This is a genomic window from Paenibacillus sp. FSL R7-0198, assembly GCF_038000415.1.
Classification (GTDB): Bacteria; Bacillota; Bacilli; order Paenibacillales; family Paenibacillaceae; genus Paenibacillus.
In genome coordinates, this window is sequence record NZ_JBBOCB010000001.1 from 390,927 (window position 1) to 410,025 (window position 19,099).

General features: G+C 44.1%; 12 protein-coding genes and 1 riboswitch. Of the genes, 11 read left to right on the forward strand and 1 reads right to left on the reverse strand.

Going from position 1 to position 19,099, the window contains the following annotated elements:
* Positions 1-147: 147 nt before the first annotated feature.
* The 4 genes from MKY87_RS01495 to MKY87_RS01510 all read left to right on the forward strand — a co-directional run bounded on the left by MKY87_RS01495 (position 148) and on the right by MKY87_RS01510 (position 5,447).
* Positions 148-1,377 carry a cytochrome P450 family protein gene (locus tag MKY87_RS01495; RefSeq protein ID WP_340962600.1) on the forward strand — a complete coding sequence of 410 codons (1,230 nt, stop codon included), beginning with the start codon at positions 148-150 and terminating at the stop codon, positions 1,375-1,377.
* A gap of 207 nt (positions 1,378-1,584) precedes the next feature.
* Positions 1,585-2,568 (forward strand): alpha/beta hydrolase, encoded by a 984-nt coding sequence (locus MKY87_RS01500; protein WP_340962601.1) that lies wholly within the window; start codon positions 1,585-1,587, stop codon positions 2,566-2,568.
* Positions 2,569-2,976: 408 nt separating this feature from the next.
* Positions 2,977-3,750 carry an SDR family NAD(P)-dependent oxidoreductase gene (locus MKY87_RS01505; protein WP_339790604.1) on the forward strand — a complete coding sequence of 258 codons (774 nt, stop codon included), beginning with the start codon at positions 2,977-2,979 and terminating at the stop codon, positions 3,748-3,750.
* A 290-nt stretch (positions 3,751-4,040) separates the two neighbouring features.
* Positions 4,041-5,447 (forward strand): MFS transporter, encoded by a 1,407-nt coding sequence (locus MKY87_RS01510; RefSeq protein ID WP_340962602.1) that lies wholly within the window; start codon positions 4,041-4,043, stop codon positions 5,445-5,447.
* 71 nt (positions 5,448-5,518) lie between these two features.
* Here MKY87_RS01510 and MKY87_RS01515 read toward each other — a convergent pair whose 3' ends face one another.
* Positions 5,519-6,739 (reverse strand): cytochrome P450, encoded by a 1,221-nt coding sequence (locus MKY87_RS01515; RefSeq protein WP_339783662.1) that lies wholly within the window; start codon positions 6,737-6,739, stop codon positions 5,519-5,521.
* 401 nt (positions 6,740-7,140) lie between these two features.
* On the opposite strand from MKY87_RS01515, the gene MKY87_RS01520 reads away from it, so the two are divergent.
* From MKY87_RS01520 to MKY87_RS01550, 7 genes are all read left to right on the forward strand, one after another.
* Entirely contained in the window at positions 7,141-9,099 is a 1,959-nt protein-coding gene (locus MKY87_RS01520; protein ID WP_340962603.1) for a beta-glucoside-specific PTS transporter subunit IIABC, read from the forward strand.
* A 60-nt stretch (positions 9,100-9,159) separates the two neighbouring features.
* A complete protein-coding gene (locus MKY87_RS01525) occupies positions 9,160-10,602 on the forward strand; it encodes a glycoside hydrolase family 1 protein (protein WP_340962604.1) in 1,443 nt (480 codons plus the stop codon).
* 17 nt (positions 10,603-10,619) lie between these two features.
* Entirely contained in the window at positions 10,620-11,471 is an 852-nt protein-coding gene (locus MKY87_RS01530) for a PRD domain-containing protein (RefSeq protein WP_340962605.1), read from the forward strand.
* Positions 11,472-11,839: 368 nt separating this feature from the next.
* The gene (locus MKY87_RS01535; RefSeq protein WP_340962606.1) at positions 11,840-14,512 is read left to right on the forward strand and encodes an endo-1,4-beta-xylanase; all 2,673 of its coding nucleotides are present in this window, start codon (positions 11,840-11,842) and stop codon (positions 14,510-14,512) included.
* A 206-nt stretch (positions 14,513-14,718) separates the two neighbouring features.
* A riboswitch (TPP riboswitch) is annotated at positions 14,719-14,816 on the forward strand.
* Positions 14,817-14,931: 115 nt separating this feature from the next.
* Positions 14,932-15,591, forward strand: a complete 660-nt coding sequence (tenA, locus tag MKY87_RS01540; protein WP_338586934.1) for a thiaminase II — start codon at positions 14,932-14,934, stop codon at positions 15,589-15,591.
* A gap of 124 nt (positions 15,592-15,715) precedes the next feature.
* Positions 15,716-17,401 (forward strand): CotH kinase family protein, encoded by a 1,686-nt coding sequence (locus MKY87_RS01545; RefSeq protein WP_338586935.1) that lies wholly within the window; start codon positions 15,716-15,718, stop codon positions 17,399-17,401.
* A gap of 250 nt (positions 17,402-17,651) precedes the next feature.
* Positions 17,652-18,746: an L-dopachrome tautomerase-related protein gene (locus tag MKY87_RS01550; RefSeq protein ID WP_338594974.1), complete on the forward strand. Its 1,095-nt coding sequence runs from the start codon at positions 17,652-17,654 to the stop codon at positions 18,744-18,746.
* Positions 18,747-19,099 lie beyond the last annotated feature (353 nt).

Here is a 19,099-nt window from a genome sequence, read left to right on the forward strand (position 1 = left end):
CATCTCATACCGATGCACACAAGTTGATCTTGTGTGCATTTTTGATTAGCAAAAAATGAGTATTTTATCAAAATTTGAAAGCTGAATGGTGAAATGATAGAATTCATATTGTATTGATACCTACTCTATCATTCAGGAGGCGTTACGATGTTTACAAACGAGAGCAAAAACGATCCCAAGTCCAAAGTTGATTTTATGGATAAAGCGTTTATCCAAAATCCGTTTCCGGTATATGAACAGTTACGTAAAGAAGATCCGGTACACCGTTTTCTTCTGCCAAGCGGCCACTTTGCCTGGTTAGTGTCTGGCTACGATGACGCTTCTGCCATTTTGCAGGACAACAAACGCTTTGTAACCAACTCTCCCTACATGGGAGAAGCTGACGGCTCAGTTCCACCGCATCAGGAGATCATCTCTCGCAACTTGCTTAGTGTAACGCCAGAGGACCATCGTCGGTTGAGAAGGTTGATCCAGAAGGCCTTTACACCACGTATGATTGAACGCCTCCGTGGTCGCATCCATGAAATCAGTGAAGATTTGCTTGATGGTGTACTCGCCACAGGTAAAAGAGAAATGAATTTGATCGAGGACTACGCCTTCCCTCTTCCAATCATTGTAATCTGCGAGATGTTAGGGGTTCCCCATGATGATCAGGAGCAGTTCCGTGAATGGTCCAATACAATTATGGAAGGCTTCAATAGCCCCGAAATGAGTGAACAGAGTGATCAAGTCATGCGTGCCTTTGTCGAGTATCTGCAGAAGCTCATTACAGAACGAAGACAATCTCTTCAGGAAGACCTGATTAGCGACCTCATCATTGTAGAAGAGGAAGGGGACATATTGTCCGAACAGGAATTGTATGCCCTTGTTTTTGTCCTGATCATTGCAGGACATGAAACCACAGTCAATCTGATTGGCAACGGTATACTGGCCTTGCTCGAAAATCCGGAGCAGAAGCGCTTGCTGCTGGAGAAGCCAGACATGATTGGACCGGCCATTGAAGAGATCTTGCGATATAACGGGCCTGCTGAGGTGAGTAATATTCGCTGGGCTACAGAGGATGTTGAATTCGGGGGCAAGCACATCCGTAAGGGCGACATGCTCTTTGTTTCCTTTTCCTCAGCGAACCGGGATGAGAATCAGTTCGCTGACCCGGATGCATTTGATATCACACGGAAGGTCAATCATCATATTGCCTTTGGTAAAGGTGTTCATTTTTGCCTTGGAGCCCCGCTCGCCAGACTTGAAGGAGAGATCGCTATTAACGCATTGCTTCGTAAAATGCCGGATATTCAATTTAAGACACAGCCTGATTCACTGGAATGGCGTCCAGGCATGATTATTCGCGGACTGTACGATTTTCCGGTTTCCTTTTAATCCAATTACAATATCATTTGTTATAAAACAGGATAGCCTTACTTAACCGCGATTTCGCGGTTTTTTCTTTGTCTTCGACTAGCAATAGGCTTGAATTACGCTACACGATCTTTGTATCGCGTTATAGTCGATCGTCTCCCTTGAAATCTACAATAGACGTATCCTTTTAGCCCTGCCAATTCACTGAGTTAAGGAGACAGATTTTAAATGAAAATACATTCGGTTAATCTGAGCAATACCAACGTCACATTGACTGCCTACCTGCTGGATTCTTCACCCGAGATGCCAAATATTAAAAAGCGGCCAGCGGTACTTGTGCTTCCAGGTGGAGGGTATAGAGCTTGTTCGGATCGAGAAGCTGAACCCGTCGCTATGGCATTTTTGGCTGAAGGTTATCAAGTCTTTATCCTGCGATATTCACTTAATCAGCACGCTGGATTTCCAAGGCCATTGAACGATGCCGAGGAAGCGTTGACTCTCATACGGGCCAACAGTGCGGACTGGAGCATTGATCCTCAAAAAGTAGCGGTATGTGGCTTCTCCGCAGGGGGCCATCTTGCTGCCGCATTGGGGACGATGGGTTCTACTCGGCCTAATGCGATGATTCTTGGTTATCCTTGTATTCTGGAGGAGATGAGTGATATTTTCCCTGCGCCCGTTCCAGGCGTTGATCAGGAGGTGGACGAGCTTACACCACCAGCGTTCCTATTCCATACGTTTGACGACAGACGTGTACCTGTACAGAATTCCCTTGCGTTTGCCGATGCGCTTAACCGCAAGAATATTCCATTTGAAATGCATATTTTCCCTACAGGTACCCATGGACTGTCCCTTGCCCGTCCACTAACTTCCTCGGGTCTTCAAAGTATGGTTGAGCCTGCCGTCGCCCAGTGGTTTGGTCTGTGTACACGCTGGATCAGCAGTGTATTTGGTGAATTTCCCTCTTCTATTGAGCATGTTCTCGATGAAGAGGTCCACGAGTACAGTCTCGATGTGAAGCTGGGTCTTCTATGGAACAACGAGCAATGTAAAAAGCTGATTCTTGCCGCTATTCCTGAACTCGGGGAAACTCCACATCCTGATGCGATGGGAGTGCCACTTCGCACGATTTTAAGTTATGGCGGGGACCTGCTGACTGAGGAAGAGCAGAAGCAGCTTAACGATGCGCTAAAGACTATTTCGGTGACATAACCTGAAGGCAACACAGCAGAAGCAGGATGACCCTTTAACCATTTTCGGATTCGTTCCAAATCTATTAAAACGACGAATTGCAAAAATTGAGATGGAATGATAGTATTTATATCTATGTAATAGTATAACTATCAAAATAAAAATTCGGAGGAAACAACCATGACAACTTACAATGAAAACATTAAAATTTCGGAACTATTGAATAATGAAGAAGCAACAGCATTGCTTACCAAACATCTGCCTGAATTCATTAACGAGCCATCATTCAAAATGGCTTCCCATTTTACGCTGGATCAACTCGCAGCCATTCCACAGGTCGATCTCCCAGAAGACATTTTATCCGCACTGAAAGCGGATCTGGCTAACGTAACCTTTGAATCCGCAGAGGCTCCTAAAGCGAGCAAAGCTATGAAATCCAAATCCGATTCGCTTGCAGGTAAAGTGATTACCATCACAGGCGCTGGCAGCGGTATTGGCCGAGCAAGTGCAGTGTTGATGGCAGCGAGAGGAGCCAAGCTTGTTCTGGTGGATTACAATGTAACAACAGGGGAAGAGACACTTGAGCTTGTGAAGGAGCAGGATGGCGAGGCCATCTTTGTTCAAGCCGATGTATCCAAGGAAGAGGATGTAGAAAACTATATTCAAAAAGCAGTTGAAACGTTTGGCAAAATCGATGTCGCGTTTAACAATGCAGGTATCATTCAGAAGTTCCAACCGTTTCATGAGACGTCTCTAAACGATTTCTCACGAATCATCGACGTTAACCTGAAAGGGATCTTTCTGGGGATGAAACATGCGCTCAACGTGATGGTTCAACAAGGCTATGGCCATGTGATTAATACAGCATCAACAACAGCACTGCGTGCTGAGCACAGTCTGGCCGCTTATACAGCGAGTAAACACGGTGTTGCCGGATTGACAAAAGCCGCAGCGATTGAGTACGTCAGAAAAGGCATTCGTGTAAATGCCATCTGCCCTGGGGGTGTAGCCACTACGCTGACCGCAGCTGTTCCACAAATGTTGCAAGAGAGCGACTACATGCCTGAAGAATTCCCGAATATGAGAATTGGGCGTTTTGCAGAGCCGGAGGAGCTTGCTGAACTCGTAGCATTCTTGGCATCGGACGGCTCCAGTTATATGACAGGCTCCATCATTGTAGCAGACGGTGGATTGACACTTTAAGGATTAACAACAAGTCTTTCAATCATGTTTCTAGCGATTTTAAAGCAGATTCCTGGTCTATTTCGTTTCATTTTATTCATAAGAATCGTGCATAAAATATAAAGACAAAAAAACTGATTCAGCATACCTGAATCAGTTTTTTTGTCGTTCAAACAGCAGCAATACTTTCTATTTGGATTGCGTTATTTGATCTTAACAATGCGCTATATCTGTTATATGTGCCAGGACATAAAATGAAAGTATAGAAGAGGAAGAGAAATTCAACATGAAGAGTAACGGAGGCGAGTGTTATGGGAGTTGCAGTGAATGAGAAGCATATTAAAGTAGATAATACGCCGACTCAGCCACCCCGGGAAATACCAACGAGAAAGTTAATTGGTGATTCAATGGGACAGTTCGGGTTAAACATTTCAAGTGGATTGTTGGGTTTGATCACGTATTATTACACGGATGTCGTTGGTGTATCTGCCGCGGTAGTCGGTACAGTAATGCTGCTGACCAAAGTTTTGGATGCGTTTGCAGACATCGGTATGGGTGTACTGGTGGATCGAACCAAAACCAAATATGGGCAAGCCCGTCCCTGGTTGTTATGGATGACCATTCCAATGTTCATCTCATTATTCTTAATGTTTTCCGTGCCGGATATAAGTTCCACAGGCAAAATTATATATGCGATTATTACAAATCTTGTGTTCTACATTTTGGTGTTCACTCCAACCTCGATTCCATATACCAGCTTGATGGCGTTAACAACGCGTAACAGTTACGAGCGCTCCTTAATGGGTATCATCCGTTCAAGCAGCGGGTATCTGGCAGGTATGGTTGTTGCCGTTGCATTTGTTCCAGTCGTTACAACCATGGGGAATAGCAGAAGTGACTGGACGTTGCTCGCAGCCATTTTTGCTGGTGTTGCAGCAATCGGGATCTTCATTGCATTCCTGTCCAATAAAGAAAAGTACAATAATGTTCAACTGGACGAACTTGGCATGTTTCAGGATAAAACGCCGATTCGTGAAGGACTGAAATTGCTTTTTGCCAATAAATACTGGGTGTACATGTTCTTCGTAATGGCTCTCGCCAACATTTTGTTTGCTCTGGGTGTAGCAGCAGGAAGTTATTATGCCAAGTACATTTGGGGTAATGTCAGCCTGATCGGCATCATGGGCGCTATTGGCTTGATTCCCGTGATTATCGGATTTGCCTTATCCGGACCATTCATTAAACGTTACGGCAAGCGTACCACGGCCCTTGGCGGTATTGTAATTGGACTCCTCGGAGCAACCGTTCGGTTAGTCGCTCCTGAGAGCATTACTTTGGGTCTGATCTGTTCTATCTTCCAAACGCTTGGTACAATTCCGCTCATGGCAGTAGGTGGAGCAATGGTCACAGACACGATTGAATACGGTGAATGGAAATTTAACAAAAGACTCGTTGGTTTAACGAATAGTGTAATCGGTTTCGGTTCAAAAGTAGGCACAGCCATTGGTACAGCCATGATTGGATGGTTCCTCGCATTAGGAGGATATGTTGAACAAGCCACAACCCAAGGAGAAGGTGCCAAGCAGGCCATCATTGCGTTGAATATATACGTCCCGATTGTTGTATTCATTCTTCTTGCAGTATTCCTTTATAAAAACAAGCTGGACAAGGAATATCCAACTATTATTAGAGAGCTTGAAGATAGAAGAAAGGCATAATAACATAAAGGTGCCCTTACACACAGCCAATCGCTTGTGTGTAAGGGCACTTTTAAGTTGATACAATTAGTTCAAGAAAGCTTGGGTGTTAAGATGGCCGGCAGGTTTTGAAGAGTCTGTGTACCCGGGTAGAGCTGGCTTGCCGCTTCAAATTTGATTTTTGCAGTAATATTGGAAAAGTGATTCGTGAACCCTCTCAGCACCAGTTGGCCCTCTAGCCTGGCCAATGGAGCGCCCAGACAAAAGTGAGGTCCTTTGCCAAAGGAGAGATGACGATTGCTGTTGGGACGGTAGATATCAAAGCGGGAAGGTTCGGGAAAATGTCTAGGGTCATTGTTGGCTGCACCCAGCCAGGTTAATATAACGTCTCCTTTTTTCATAGGCACGCCCAGGATGTCTGTATCCTCTACTACCACACGATCAAGTGTCGTTGGAAAACGGTACCTTAACGATTCTTCAACAGTATTCTCTATCAGTTCTGGATCTGCGGCAATATCCTGATAGATTCCGGGTTGATCATACATAAAACTGTAGAATAGGCTGTTTATCATATTGGTTGTAGTTTCGTTCCCAGCAGCAAGCAGGCCCAAGCTAAAGGTAACAACCTCTTCATCGGTCAGTTGATCCCCATCCAGCTCGGCAAGTGTGAGATCGGAAATAATGTCCTCGGCAGGATGCTTTCTCTTCTGCTGAACAATGGGGAGCAAAAATTCGTTAAATTCCTGCATAGCCGCATACTTCGCATTCATCTGCTCCTGCTCATTACCTGCAGCATTGGGGAAAAATAACATGTCAGACCAGGCTTTGATCTGTGCCCGGTGTTGCCTCTCCACCCCAAGCAGATCGGCAATGACAGTAACAGGAAGTGGGACCCCAAGGTCTCGAACGATGTCCACATCATCTTTTGCCTTCATCTCAAGCATTAACTCATCAACGATAGCCGCGATTTGAGGCTCCCAGGTTTTTAACTGACGTGGGGTGAAGGCGCTAGAGACTAACTTTCTAATATCACGTTGAACAGGAGGATCGACAGAATTGATGTCCACTCGGGTAACTACCGGTGGAACCGGGGATACACTCCGTTTTCGTACACTAGAGAACCGTTTCCAGTCTGTTAGAACGGAATTGACATCATCATAACGATACAGATTCCATACCTGCTGCTCCTCGTCAAAATAGATGGGATGATTCTCCAGCATGTCCTCATAGTAAGCATATGGATTCCAAAGCTCTTCAGGTGTCTCTAAATTAGATACCTTATGAATAACGATCGATCTGTTATTAGCCCGCATGTCTCCTCGCCATCCTTTAATGTAGATTGGAAATCACAAAATAATGATAGTCAACCTATCATTATTTAATTTAAACTTACCATAACCATACTTATTTAGCAATTAAATGAAATGTTTTGATAAATATCAATTATTTAGGGCTATTTATAGCCGCAAATAGAGAACCATTTTCATATCAAAATGCAGAAAAATGTCGAATAAAGTGATTGCTAACTAATTTATTGTGTGATATTATGATCCAGTAAACGTTTACATCAAAAGCGAATTGAATATTAGCAGTGTTTGGCTGTTACTGGTAAAGCAGGCATGACCAAAATGATTTTGCATTTTCCTTATGTGAGTAGGGGAAGCATATCGTTTTGGTCTTTTTTTATATCCAAATTCAGAAATGAGGCAAACGTATGGATTATCGCAAATTGGGACAAGAGATTACGGAGTTGGTTGGAAAAAAAGACAACATCGCCCGGCTTACGCACTGCGCAACCCGACTGCGGTTCGAACTGCGCGACATCTCCAAAGCAGAGACAGAAAAGCTTAAAGCACTTCCAGGTGTCATTACCGTTGTGAATAATGGCGGGCAATACCAGGTTGTCGTGGGCAATGAGGTGCAACAGGTCTATCGTGTTATCACTCAACAGATGGGTTCTGCAACCCGAAGTGCGGACTCCAAATCGGCTTCTGGCAAAAATAACGGACCAAAACAAAAACAGAGCTGGATCTCCAGATTCATCAGCGTAATCTCAACGACATTTACTCCGGTCATTCCGGCAATCATTGGCGCGGGTATGATCAAAGCGATATTAGCCGTGCTTGTGCTGACAGGCCTTGTAACGACGGAAAGCCAAAACTACTATATCCTTAATACCATTGCGGACGCGGCTTTTTATTTCATGCCTATTCTGTTGGCTTATGGAGCTTCCATTAAGTTTGAAACAAGTCCCATTCTGGCGATGACGGTTGCTGGCGTATTGTTACACCCAGGATGGAGCGCACTGATGGCGGAAGGAAAAGACGTGTTTTTCATCGGTGTTCCGGTTCGATTAACTGACTATGCAGGCTCCGTCTTGCCGATTATTATTGTTGTTTGGCTCATGTCTTACATTGAACGTTTTGCCGATCGGGTATCGCCTTCCATGATCAAATTTTTCACGAAACCAATGATTGTACTATTGATTACAGCACCACTTGCATTGGTGGCGATTGGACCTTTCGGAACGTACCTGAATGATCTGGTTGCCATGGGTGCAGAAACGATTAATGCCAGAGCCAGTTGGCTGATTCCTTTATTAATGGGAACTTTGCAACCCTTCCTGATCGTAACAGGCACTGCATGGGCGATGACGCCGATTGCAACTAGCCAACTAACCAAAAATGGATATGAAATGATCAACGGTCCGGGAATGCTCGCGTCCAATATTGCTCAAGGTGGGGCCACCCTTGCTGTAGCATTGAAAACAAAAAACAAAAAACTGAAACAGCTCGCTGCTTCATCCGGTTTCACCGCCGTACTGGGCATCACGGAACCATCCTTGTACGGTGTAACTTTGAAACTGAAGAAACCCTTAATTGCCGCAATGATTGGTGGTGGTGTAGCAGGGATATATGCTGGTCTGACTGGATTAGTACGTTATGCCTTCGTTTCTCCGGGTCTTGCCGCGTTACCTGCATTCATTGGCAGCAATCCGATGAACATCGTTCATGCCATTGTGACTTGTCTGATCGCTTTTATCGTTACCTTTGCTCTGACATGGATCATTGGTTTTGAGGATCCAGTGGACGATGAAGAAGAAGGAAATACCAATGTTAACGATGACAAGACAATTTCCGGGCAGCCTGTTCAAGACAACAGCACTGACACTAAGTCTTCTACAACAACAAATGCAAATGGGCCGAGCCAAAATGAATTACGCCCACTTACAATCGCCAGCCCGATGCAAGGAGAATTAGTCCACCTTGACCGTGTACCAGACGATGTCTTCTCTTTGGGATTACTGGGTAAAGGCGCTGCAATCATTCCTTCAAAAGGAGAACTGTATGCACCAATCGCAGGTGAAGTTACGGCTTTCATGGACTCCAAACATGCGGTCAAATTAAACGGTTATGATGGAGAAGAGGTGCTCATTCATATTGGAGTGGATACCGTCAACCTGAAGGGGCGACATTTCGACTCTTCCATTAAAGTAGGGGATCGGGTACAACAGGGTGACTTGTTGATCCGCTTTGATATCGATGCCATCAAGGCGGAAGGGTATGAAGTCATAACCCCGATCATTATCGCCAATTCGGATCGTTTCCCGGACATTAAGCTGGAGAAACAGAGCCCTGTGGAGGTTGGGGCGACGATTATCCACCTTTCGTAACAACCGTAATATGGTCCGTCACATATCTTGATCAACATTTAAAATGAAGGAGTGTTTGAGATGTTATATCAACACATCAAACCATTCCCCAATGAATTTCTGTGGGGAGGCTCTACCTCGGCCTATCAAGTGGAGGGAGCCTGGAACAAAGATGGCAAAGGCCTGTCCGTCATCGATATGTGTGATCATCCGGCTGGAACCGCCGATTTCACAGTAGCGAGCGACCACTATCACCGCTTCAGAGAAGACGTAAAGCTTTTTGCAGAGCTGGGCCTCAAAGCATATCGTTTTTCAATTGCATGGACTCGAATCTTGCCTTCAGGCACAGGGGCTGTTAATGAGAAGGGACTCGATTTTTATCACCAATTAATTGACGAATTGCTGCTCCATGGTATTGAACCCATTGTGACCATGTACCATTTCGACTTACCCTACGAGCTTGAGAAAACCGGAGGATGGAACAACCGGGGGACGATCGATGCCTTCGTCGAGTATGGGCGTATCTTGTTTGAGCATTACGGGCATAAAGTGAAATATTGGTTGACCATTAATGAGCAAAATACGATGATTCTCCATCCCGGTGCTATTGGTACACCGAAGGGCGGACGTTTGCCTTCCAGTAAGGAACTGTATCAGCAAAATCATCACATGTTTGTAGCTCAAGGCAGAACGATGCGACTATTTCATGATATGCTCCCGCAAGGCAAGATTGGTCCTGCATTAAACATGACATCCATGTACCAGGCAACCTCCAGACCAGCCGATGCAATCGCTGCTCATAACTGGGAGACGATTCGTGGATGGGGTTTTCTCGACTTATCGGTGTGGGGACGGTATAATCCATTATTCTGGAGTTATTTACAGGAACGCGGCATCGAGCCGGTTATTGAGCAGGGTGACATGGAAGATATCCAGTCTGGCCGCCCCGATCTGATAGCAATCAACTACTACTCGACGGCAACCATTGCCGCCAGTATGGGTGATGCGTCGGATGTTACAGCTCGTGCGGGTGATCAGCAAATTATGCTTGGCGAGCAGGGAGTATACCGGGCCGCGGAGAATCCTTATACGGAAAAAACGAAATATGGCTGGGTCATTGACCCGGTTGGCCTAAGGCTGACATTGCGTAAGGTATGTGAACGATATGGTCTCCCGATTTTAATTACGGAAAATGGTATAGGAGCCCCAGATGTACTGGAGGCAGATTACACCATTAACGATACGTACCGGATTGATTTTATCGAGAAACATCTGGAACAGATCAGACTGGCTCTAACGGATGGAGTAGATGTGATTGGTTATTGCCCTTGGTCCGTTATTGACGTGGTAAGCACACATCAGGGGTATGGGAAACGTTATGGAATGATCTATGTAAACCGCGGTGAACAGGATCTGAAAGACTTGAAGCGTTTGAAGAAGAAAAGCTTCTCGTGGTATCAAGAGGTCATTAAACAGAATGGCAGATGTATCGGAAATTCGGATCAGGCGGTCACGAAAGAATAAAGGATCGTGATGAATTCATGAGAGTAATCAAAATATTAAATAACAGCTTGCTTCTGACCAAAGATGAACAAGGACAAGAGATGATTGTCATGGGAAAAGGGTTGGCATTCAAAGGCAAAGTCGGCGAGCGACTCGATGAGGAGCATATCCAGAAACGATTCATTCTGCAAAATAATCCGTCTGCCCTGGCTTACGTACGAACCATCGAAAACATGCCAGAAAAACATGTGAATGTCATAAACAAACTGATTACCAATGCAAAAGAAAAGCTGTCTCTTGACGACCAAATCTTCTTTACGCTTATGGATCACTTGTCGTTTGCCATTGAACGATGGAAAAAAGGTGTAGCATTACAGAATCGCATGTTATGGGAGATACAGAGGTTTCATCCTGTCGAATTCGAACTGGGCCTTGAAGCCGTTCAGATGCTGAATTTAGAATTGGGTATTGAACTGCCGGAAGAAGAAGCAGGGAATATCGCTTTTCATTTCGTGAATGCCCAAACGCATGAACAGAATATGGAGCGCACGATGCAATCCGTTAAGATGTTAAAAGATATTTTTAACCTGATTCAATACACCTTTGATATGCAATTGAACAAAAATTCTATCCATTATGTGAGACTTGTCACACATCTGCAATTCTTCATCCAGCGTTTACAAGAAGGGCGTCTGGGCAATTCGACGAAAGATTTTATATTTCAACACATGGTGAAGGAGCATCCGCTTGAATACAAATGCGCGGAGATGATCAAAACCTACGTGCAGAATATGCTGGACATCTCCATATCAAACGAGGAATTATTATATTTGATGATTCACATTGCACGAATTGTGCAGGAGGAACAGGGTGACGAGGGACGATTATAAAACAAAGTTAAAGTTATATTCCCTTATTTTTGGGGAAAGCGATTCTTTGAATATCTGACGCCCTTGATTTCCAGCATGTTTATATGCCTGTTAGCAGACAGGAAAAAAGATACTTTTTAACTATGACCGTTTTCTCGTATTTTATCGGGAAGCGGTCTTTTATTTTTGCAAATATGTAGCGGCTTTTTTGATATTCCACGCGAACGAACTCCAGCTTCCTAAACTCACATGAGATTACCAAATGATAACTTTTTATTATAATTATTGGGAATTTTTTATATGTAAGCGCTATCGAAAGAACTATAATCTATTTATCTGGATGTTAATCCGTTCAGAAATACTTAGACCAAATCATGAGGAGGAAATGTATGAAACGGTTACGTCAATGGAATATTACAGCCTTGGTTCTTGTGCTCGTACTCGCCATGCTTCCATTTTCGAATGTCTTACATGCAGCCAAGGCAGTTACGGAAGTGGAGGGAAGTCATTTGAGCACAAACTTTGAAGACGGTACACTTCAGGGATGGACTCCACGTGTCGGTAGTGAAAATCTTACAGTGACACAGCAGGAAGCACACGAAGGTCAGTCCAGTATGCTGGTCGCCAACCGTGAGCGTTCCTATCATGGACCGATGTTATCCATGAAGGATCTGCTTGAGCGTAACCAAGAGTATGAAATTACGGCATATGTAAGACTTACCCAGGAGCCCACCACGGATCAAACACTACAGCTCACCACATATAAAAAAACAACGGGCGAAAGCTGGAACCCGATCGGTAGCGTGAAGATTACCAAAGCAGAATGGAATACATGGCACAAGATCACCGGAAAATTTCAGTATAGCGATGATCCTACTGAATTGAATTTGTTCATCGAAACACCCTACATCTCTGAAGATAGCGTAGATACGTTATCGTTTTACGTGGATGATGTATCTTTTACTTTGGCCGAGCAACTGGAGATAGAAGAAGGGATTCTGTCTCTGGAGGACCTGTATCAAGATGATTTCCCCATTGGTGCAGCGGTGTATCGCTGGCAGTTGGAAGGCGCATATGGACAACTGCTCACCAAACACTTTAACAGCTTGACCGCAACCTATGAGATGAAACCGAAGTACATGTCTCCTTCCGAAGGTGTTTATGAGTTCGAGGCAGCCGATGAATATGTTCAGTTCGCCGAGGAGCATGGTATGGGTGTACGCGCACATGCGCTGTTGTGGCATATTGATGCAGCAGAGTGGATGTTCAAGGATCCTCAGGGTAACCCTGCGAGTCGAGAATTACTACTTGCCCGGATTCAGGATTACGTTGAAACCGTCATGACCCGATACAAAGGTAAGATCTATGCATGGGATGTGGTAAACGAGGCGATTGCGGATAGCAATGGTGATGCCAACGGTTTACGTAAAAGTCCCTTTTATGAACTAATCGGTCCGGATTACATTGAGAAAACCTATGAATTCGCTCGTGCAGCCGATCCGAATGCCAAATTATATTACAACGAATACTTCACGGAAATCCCTGAGAAAAGAGAACATATGTATCAGTTGGTCAAACGACTGAAAGAGAAAGGGCTCATAGATGGTGTGGGTTTGCAATCCCACTATAACCTGGAATCGCCGCCCATCAAGGAAATTGAAAAAACAATCAACATGTTCGTCGAACTTGGATTGGATATTCAGATCACGGAACTGGATGTGGATAGCGGAATTCCATTTGGTGAAGAGATGTCGGATGAAGTTGCGGTAAAACAGGCGTATCGATATAAGGAACTGTTGGATTTGTACAGAAAACACAAAGATCACATTTCTTCAGTTACCTTATGGGGACTCCAAGATGAGAAGTCTTACAACAACCAAGCGATGCTGTTTGATTCAGCCCTGAAGGCCAAAAAAGCATACTGGGGACTTGTGGATGAATCCAGCTTGCCTGTGTTAACACAGAGAGCCGTCTCACTTTCGGGTAAAACGGATATCAAAAAACTGTCACAAGATCCGCTCTGGAACAAAGCGGTGTCTACTCCACTGAAGGGCGACTCTCCGGGATCAGCCAGTTTCCGCACCTTATGGGATCATAGTAACCTGTATATCCTTGTGGATGTTCAGGATGCGAAGGCAGATGTGAATGACAAAGTAGAACTCTTTGTTGATCTTAATAATGGCAAGACCACTTCATATGAAGCAGATGATCGACACGTAATCATTAAGCGGTCGGGCAAAGCTAAGGGCGCAGAGCAGCGTTCATATCGTGTACGCGAGACCAAAGCCGGATATCAGGTTGAATTGTCCATTCCATGGGGTAGTATACAAGCCGGATCAGAATATGAAGCCGGTTTGGATATCCGTGTGACGGATGGCGCTGCAAGTGGGACACAACCTTATAGTCCACTGTACTGGAATGATCGAACACAATCTCAGGAGCAAGATACAAGCAAATACGGCGTGATTCAACTCGCCCCTATGCCCAAATCTGCACAAGCTATGCAAGGGATTGTTCAGATTGATGGGAAGAAAGAAGCCCTATGGAATAAGGCTGTACCATTTGAAGTAAAAAGGTTGAATGAGACCGAAGGTGCAGAGGCAGTGGCTCGCGCAATGTGGTCAGGGGAGTATCTATATCTGCTGATTGACGTCACTGATCCAAACATCATCACAGATAGCATCAACCCATGGGATCAGGATTCGGTTGAGATTTTCCTGGACGAGAATCACCAGCGGACACCGTATTTTCAATATGATGATGCCCAGTTCAGAATCAGTGCAGACAATGTGGCAACCTTTGCAGGCAGTGCTTCACCCGGACGCCTTGTAAGTGCTGTGAAGAAAACGAATAAAGGATACCTCATAGAAGCCAGAATCCAGTTGAATTCACTGACGCCAAAGGCTGGAAATGTCCTCGGTTTCGAGCTTCAAATTAACGACAACCAGGTCGGAGGTAAACAGAACGTAGCCAAGTGGAATGATACGACCAATGAGAGCTGGAGAAACACTTCCCAGTACGGAATACTCACTTTTGTCGGAAAGAACAAACTCGGGCATTAATCCATCGGCAGTAATTGTAAGAGTAGAAACCATCATAACAGTGGATAAAACTCAACCATTGTTATGATGGTTTTCATCGTTTACATACGTCACTCAAGCTGATGAGGTGGGATACAAACTGCCTTGACTATATTTAACAGCCCTTGATATACTAAATGGATGTTATTTTTTCTTTTATGGGAACAAGAAAGTAATCAACTACATACAACCGTTTGCGAGGGAGCCTTAACCGGCTGAGAGGGTGTTAAACCGACCTTACCTGATTTGGATCATGCCAACGTAGGGATGCAACGATGAAACGCTGTACTTGGGTAGCTCATGCGTACCCCTTGTTTTAGTGTATTTGTCTGCGAAACATCCTATGGATGTTTCGTTTTTTTGTTTTTAAATACATACATTATGAATTGGAGGAACACACGTTGACTATTTCAGAGCGACTATATCAGGCAGCACAGCCTGTGTGGAAGGAATGTCTTGAGCATCCCTTTGTTAAAGGGATCGGGGATGGTTCTTTACAGGTTGAACAATTTCGTTATTATTTGCTGCAAGACTACTTGTACCTGTATGATTATGCCCGCGTATTTGCACTAGGTATCGTCAAGTCGCACGACCCCAAATTGATGCAGTTTTTTAGTAAAAACGTAGATAACATCCTGAATGGTGAAATGAAAATTCATCGTTCTTATATGGAGCGATTAGGAATTACAGAGGATGATGTTTTTCAGGTAAAACCTGCACTGAAAAATGCAGCCTATACAAACTATATGCTCTCAGTTTCCCATGCGGGCGGTATAGCAGAAGTACTTGTATCGATTCTGGCCTGCTCGTGGAGCTATGCAGAGATCGGTCAAGTTCTTTCCCAAAAGCCAGGTGCAGCTGATCATCCTTTTTACGGAGAGTGGATCACAGGATATGCTTCCTCTGAATACAACAGCAACAATCAATCCCTTGTGGCGTTAACGGATAAGCTATTAGAAGGCTGTAGCGAGGAAACGTACCAACGAATGGAAGATATTTTCGTGATGTGCAGTCGCTTTGAGCTTGATTTTTGGGAGATGTCATGGAGGCTGGAGCCTTAAGTTCACTGGTCGTTCATTCAATTAGAGAGTACCATATGACGCCACTCATTCAGATTCATTTAAGAATTGCCATCTATGATGATTACATATAAAAAGATTTAACAACAATCATGAGGTGATGGCAATGAGTATATACAAATGGCCTAAATTTATCGGTGTAGCGGTGTTATGTACTGCAATGCTGACGGCATGCAGCTCGACTAATCAAGGAAGTGTGGACTCGGAAAGTAATTCGACTGAAACAGAACAAACGAATACGGATAATCAGAGTAAAACGGAGAATACTGCGCAGACAGTAGGGTATGCCGATCAAATCAACAAAAATGAGGTTATGTCCATTTCGATTGATGTGGATGAAGCGGCATGGAAAGAGATGCTGGATAATGCAAATGAGGAGCAGTACATCTCAGCTAATATTACGATTAACGGAACAACGATTGAAAACGTCGGAATTCGTCCAAAGGGTAACTCCAGCCTTCGACAAGTCGCTAGCGATGATACAACGGATCGATATAGTTTCAAAATCAAATTTGATGAGTATGTTAAGGATCAAACTTGGATGGGGTTGGACAAGCTCGTTGTGAACAACATGATTAGCGACAATAGTTATATGAAGGAATACTTGAGTTATGACATCATGAGTTATATTGGCGTAGATGCACCTTTATTCGCATTCTCCAATATTAGTGTAAATGGAGATACTTGGGGTTTGTACCTGGCTGTTGAAGACATTGACAGCGGATATCTCGCCCGAGCCAAGAATGATGAGGGTGAACTTTACAAGCCGAACAATGATGACAACATGGGGGCAGGAGGAATGGGAGGGCCAGATGGCAATCCTTTTGCACAAGGGTATGGAGATATGCAGCCTCCTACTGAAGGTATGGCGCCACCGGATGGTGCAAGTCCGCCGAATATGAACAGCGGGACAGGGGAAGATGGAGCGAATACACTACCGGAAGCAGGGATTAAGGGTAACCGTGGTCCAGGTGGTATGGATGGAAGCGGCAATGGTGTTTCATTGGTGTATACCGATGACAAATCATCCAGTTACTCCGCCATCTTCGACAATGCTGAGACCAAAACAACAGAGGAAGATTATCAGCGTGTCATTGAATCGCTCAAAAACTTGAGCACAGGTACCGAACTGGAGAAATATGTGGATGTGGACGAAGTTCTGAGATATTTTGCGGCCCACACGGTCGTTGTCAATATGGACAGTTACACGTCCAACATGGGACATAACTATTATCTGTATGAAAACGATGGACAGATCAGCATGTTGCCCTGGGACTACAACATGGCCTTCGGTGGATTTCAAGCTGGCTCTGCATCCGATGTCGTGAATCTGGCAATTGATACCCCGGTATCAGGGGTCAGCCTGGATGAACGTCCAATTTTAGGAAAGCTCCTTGAGGTTCCGGAGTATAAGGCCAAGTATCATGAATATTTGCAGGAGATCGTAGATGGATACTTCGCAGACGGCAAATTTGAAGAAAAAATGCAAAGCCTGAACAACATGATCTCGGAATATGTGAAGCAAGACCCTACAGCTTTTATTACGTATGATAAGTACGAGGAAGCTGTTACAGAATTGACCAAACTTGGCTCTCTGCGTGCAGAAAGTATACAAGGGCAACTGGACGGAGATATCCCTTCCACGACCGAGAAACAAAAAGAGGACTCGGATTCACTGATTGATGCTTCTTCGGTTGACCTGTCCAAACTGGCTGAAAATAATACTCGAGGAGGCATGGGAGGTCGCGGTCGTGAAGCTGCAGAGAGTAATCAGTCTCAGGATGGAAAATAAGTGACTTACGTAAAGCGAACAGATAATCAAGATGAGTTCAGCGATCAGCAAAAGATCGGACATTGAAGTAGACGGATAGCCTGAAATTTAATAAAACCAATGCGTACCGACATTTTGTCGTTCGCATTGGTTTTTTGTTCCTTGGACATTTTCAAAAACACGTAGAAAAAGACGATTAAGGGCCAGGTATTAGAAAAAGTCTGGAACATATTATAGGTAATATCTATTCAAATATGTTAAGGAGGATATCATAAAACCTATGTTACCTATGGAAAAGTATTTCGGCAAGTTAGAACTCGTTCATTCCTTTTACGGGGCTATGCCTACAGGCGTTAGTGTGTCCGAAACCGGGCGTATCTTTATTTGTTTTCCAAAATGGGGAGATGACGTTAGATTTACGGTAGTGGAAATTGTTGAGGGTCAGATGCAACCTTATCCTAATGTAGAAACGAATTTGATCAACCCATTAAATATCAAAATGTCCTTCATCAGTGTCCAAAGTGTTGTTGCAGATGGAAGGGGAACCTTGTGGGTACTGGACACGGCTGCACCAAATTTTTCTGAGCCTATGAAAGGAGGGGCAAAATTAGTCGCTGTAGATTTAAAAACAAATACAATAAAAAAAGTATATACTTTTGCAGAAGATGTGGTCTTGCCGACAACATATCTGAATGATGTCCGATTTGATTTTCGTGTAGGAAAAGCAGGTTTCGCATATATAACGGACTCTTCTTCCAGAGGGCCAGGCGCTATTATCGTTGTAAATTTAGAAAATGGAAATGCGTATAGACGGTTAAATGGAGCAAGCTCGACCTCACCCGATCCATATTTTTTACCGAAAGTGGAAGGTGAAATTTTGATGAATCGAAACGAGGATGGTTCAACATCGCCCTTTCGATTGGCCTCTGATGGTATAGCCATTTCCCCTGATGGAAAAATGTTATTCTATTGTCCATTAACCAGTCGCCAGCTATACTCAATCTCAACAGAAGCCCTGCGAGACAGAACAATACCGGATTTCAATTTAAGTTATCTTGTGCAGTATTGGGGAGAAAAGGGAGCTTCTGATGGAATGATAACGGATGCAAAAGGAAACGTTTATGCTGGAGACTATGAAAACGATAGCATTCGAAAAATATCCCCGAATGGAATCATGGAAACCATCGCGCATGATCCGAGAATTTTATGGCCGGATACTTTTTCTATTGGTCCGGATCAATGTTTATATGTAATTGTGAACCAATTACATAGGCAGGCCAGATTTCATTACGGAAAAGACCTGCGACAAAAACCCTATAGTCTACTACGTATGAAAATAGATGAATTACCTGCTCCTACCTTTTGACATATTGTGTAAGTCGAATCTGCCCTAAGACATCATTAAACAATTGAACAACAAGCTCTGATATAAAAGAGAAGTTCCTTGAAGTGATGGATGAATATCTAGACGAGTATAATAAGGTCGGCAGAGAAGTCGAACGTTTTACAACCTACGAGCAACTATATGCCCATTATATGAATCACTGACCTTACATTCATTTATAAGTCCGCGGAGACGGGACTGTAATTGAAGGTAAAACAACGGTAGAGGTTGCGAAGTCAGCAGGGGATAAAAAGGTTGAAGTTATTAAATGAAGAAGTTAGGTGCAATTCTAGTAGTCCCAATCAGGGGTATTCGAAGCACCTAATGCGAAAGCC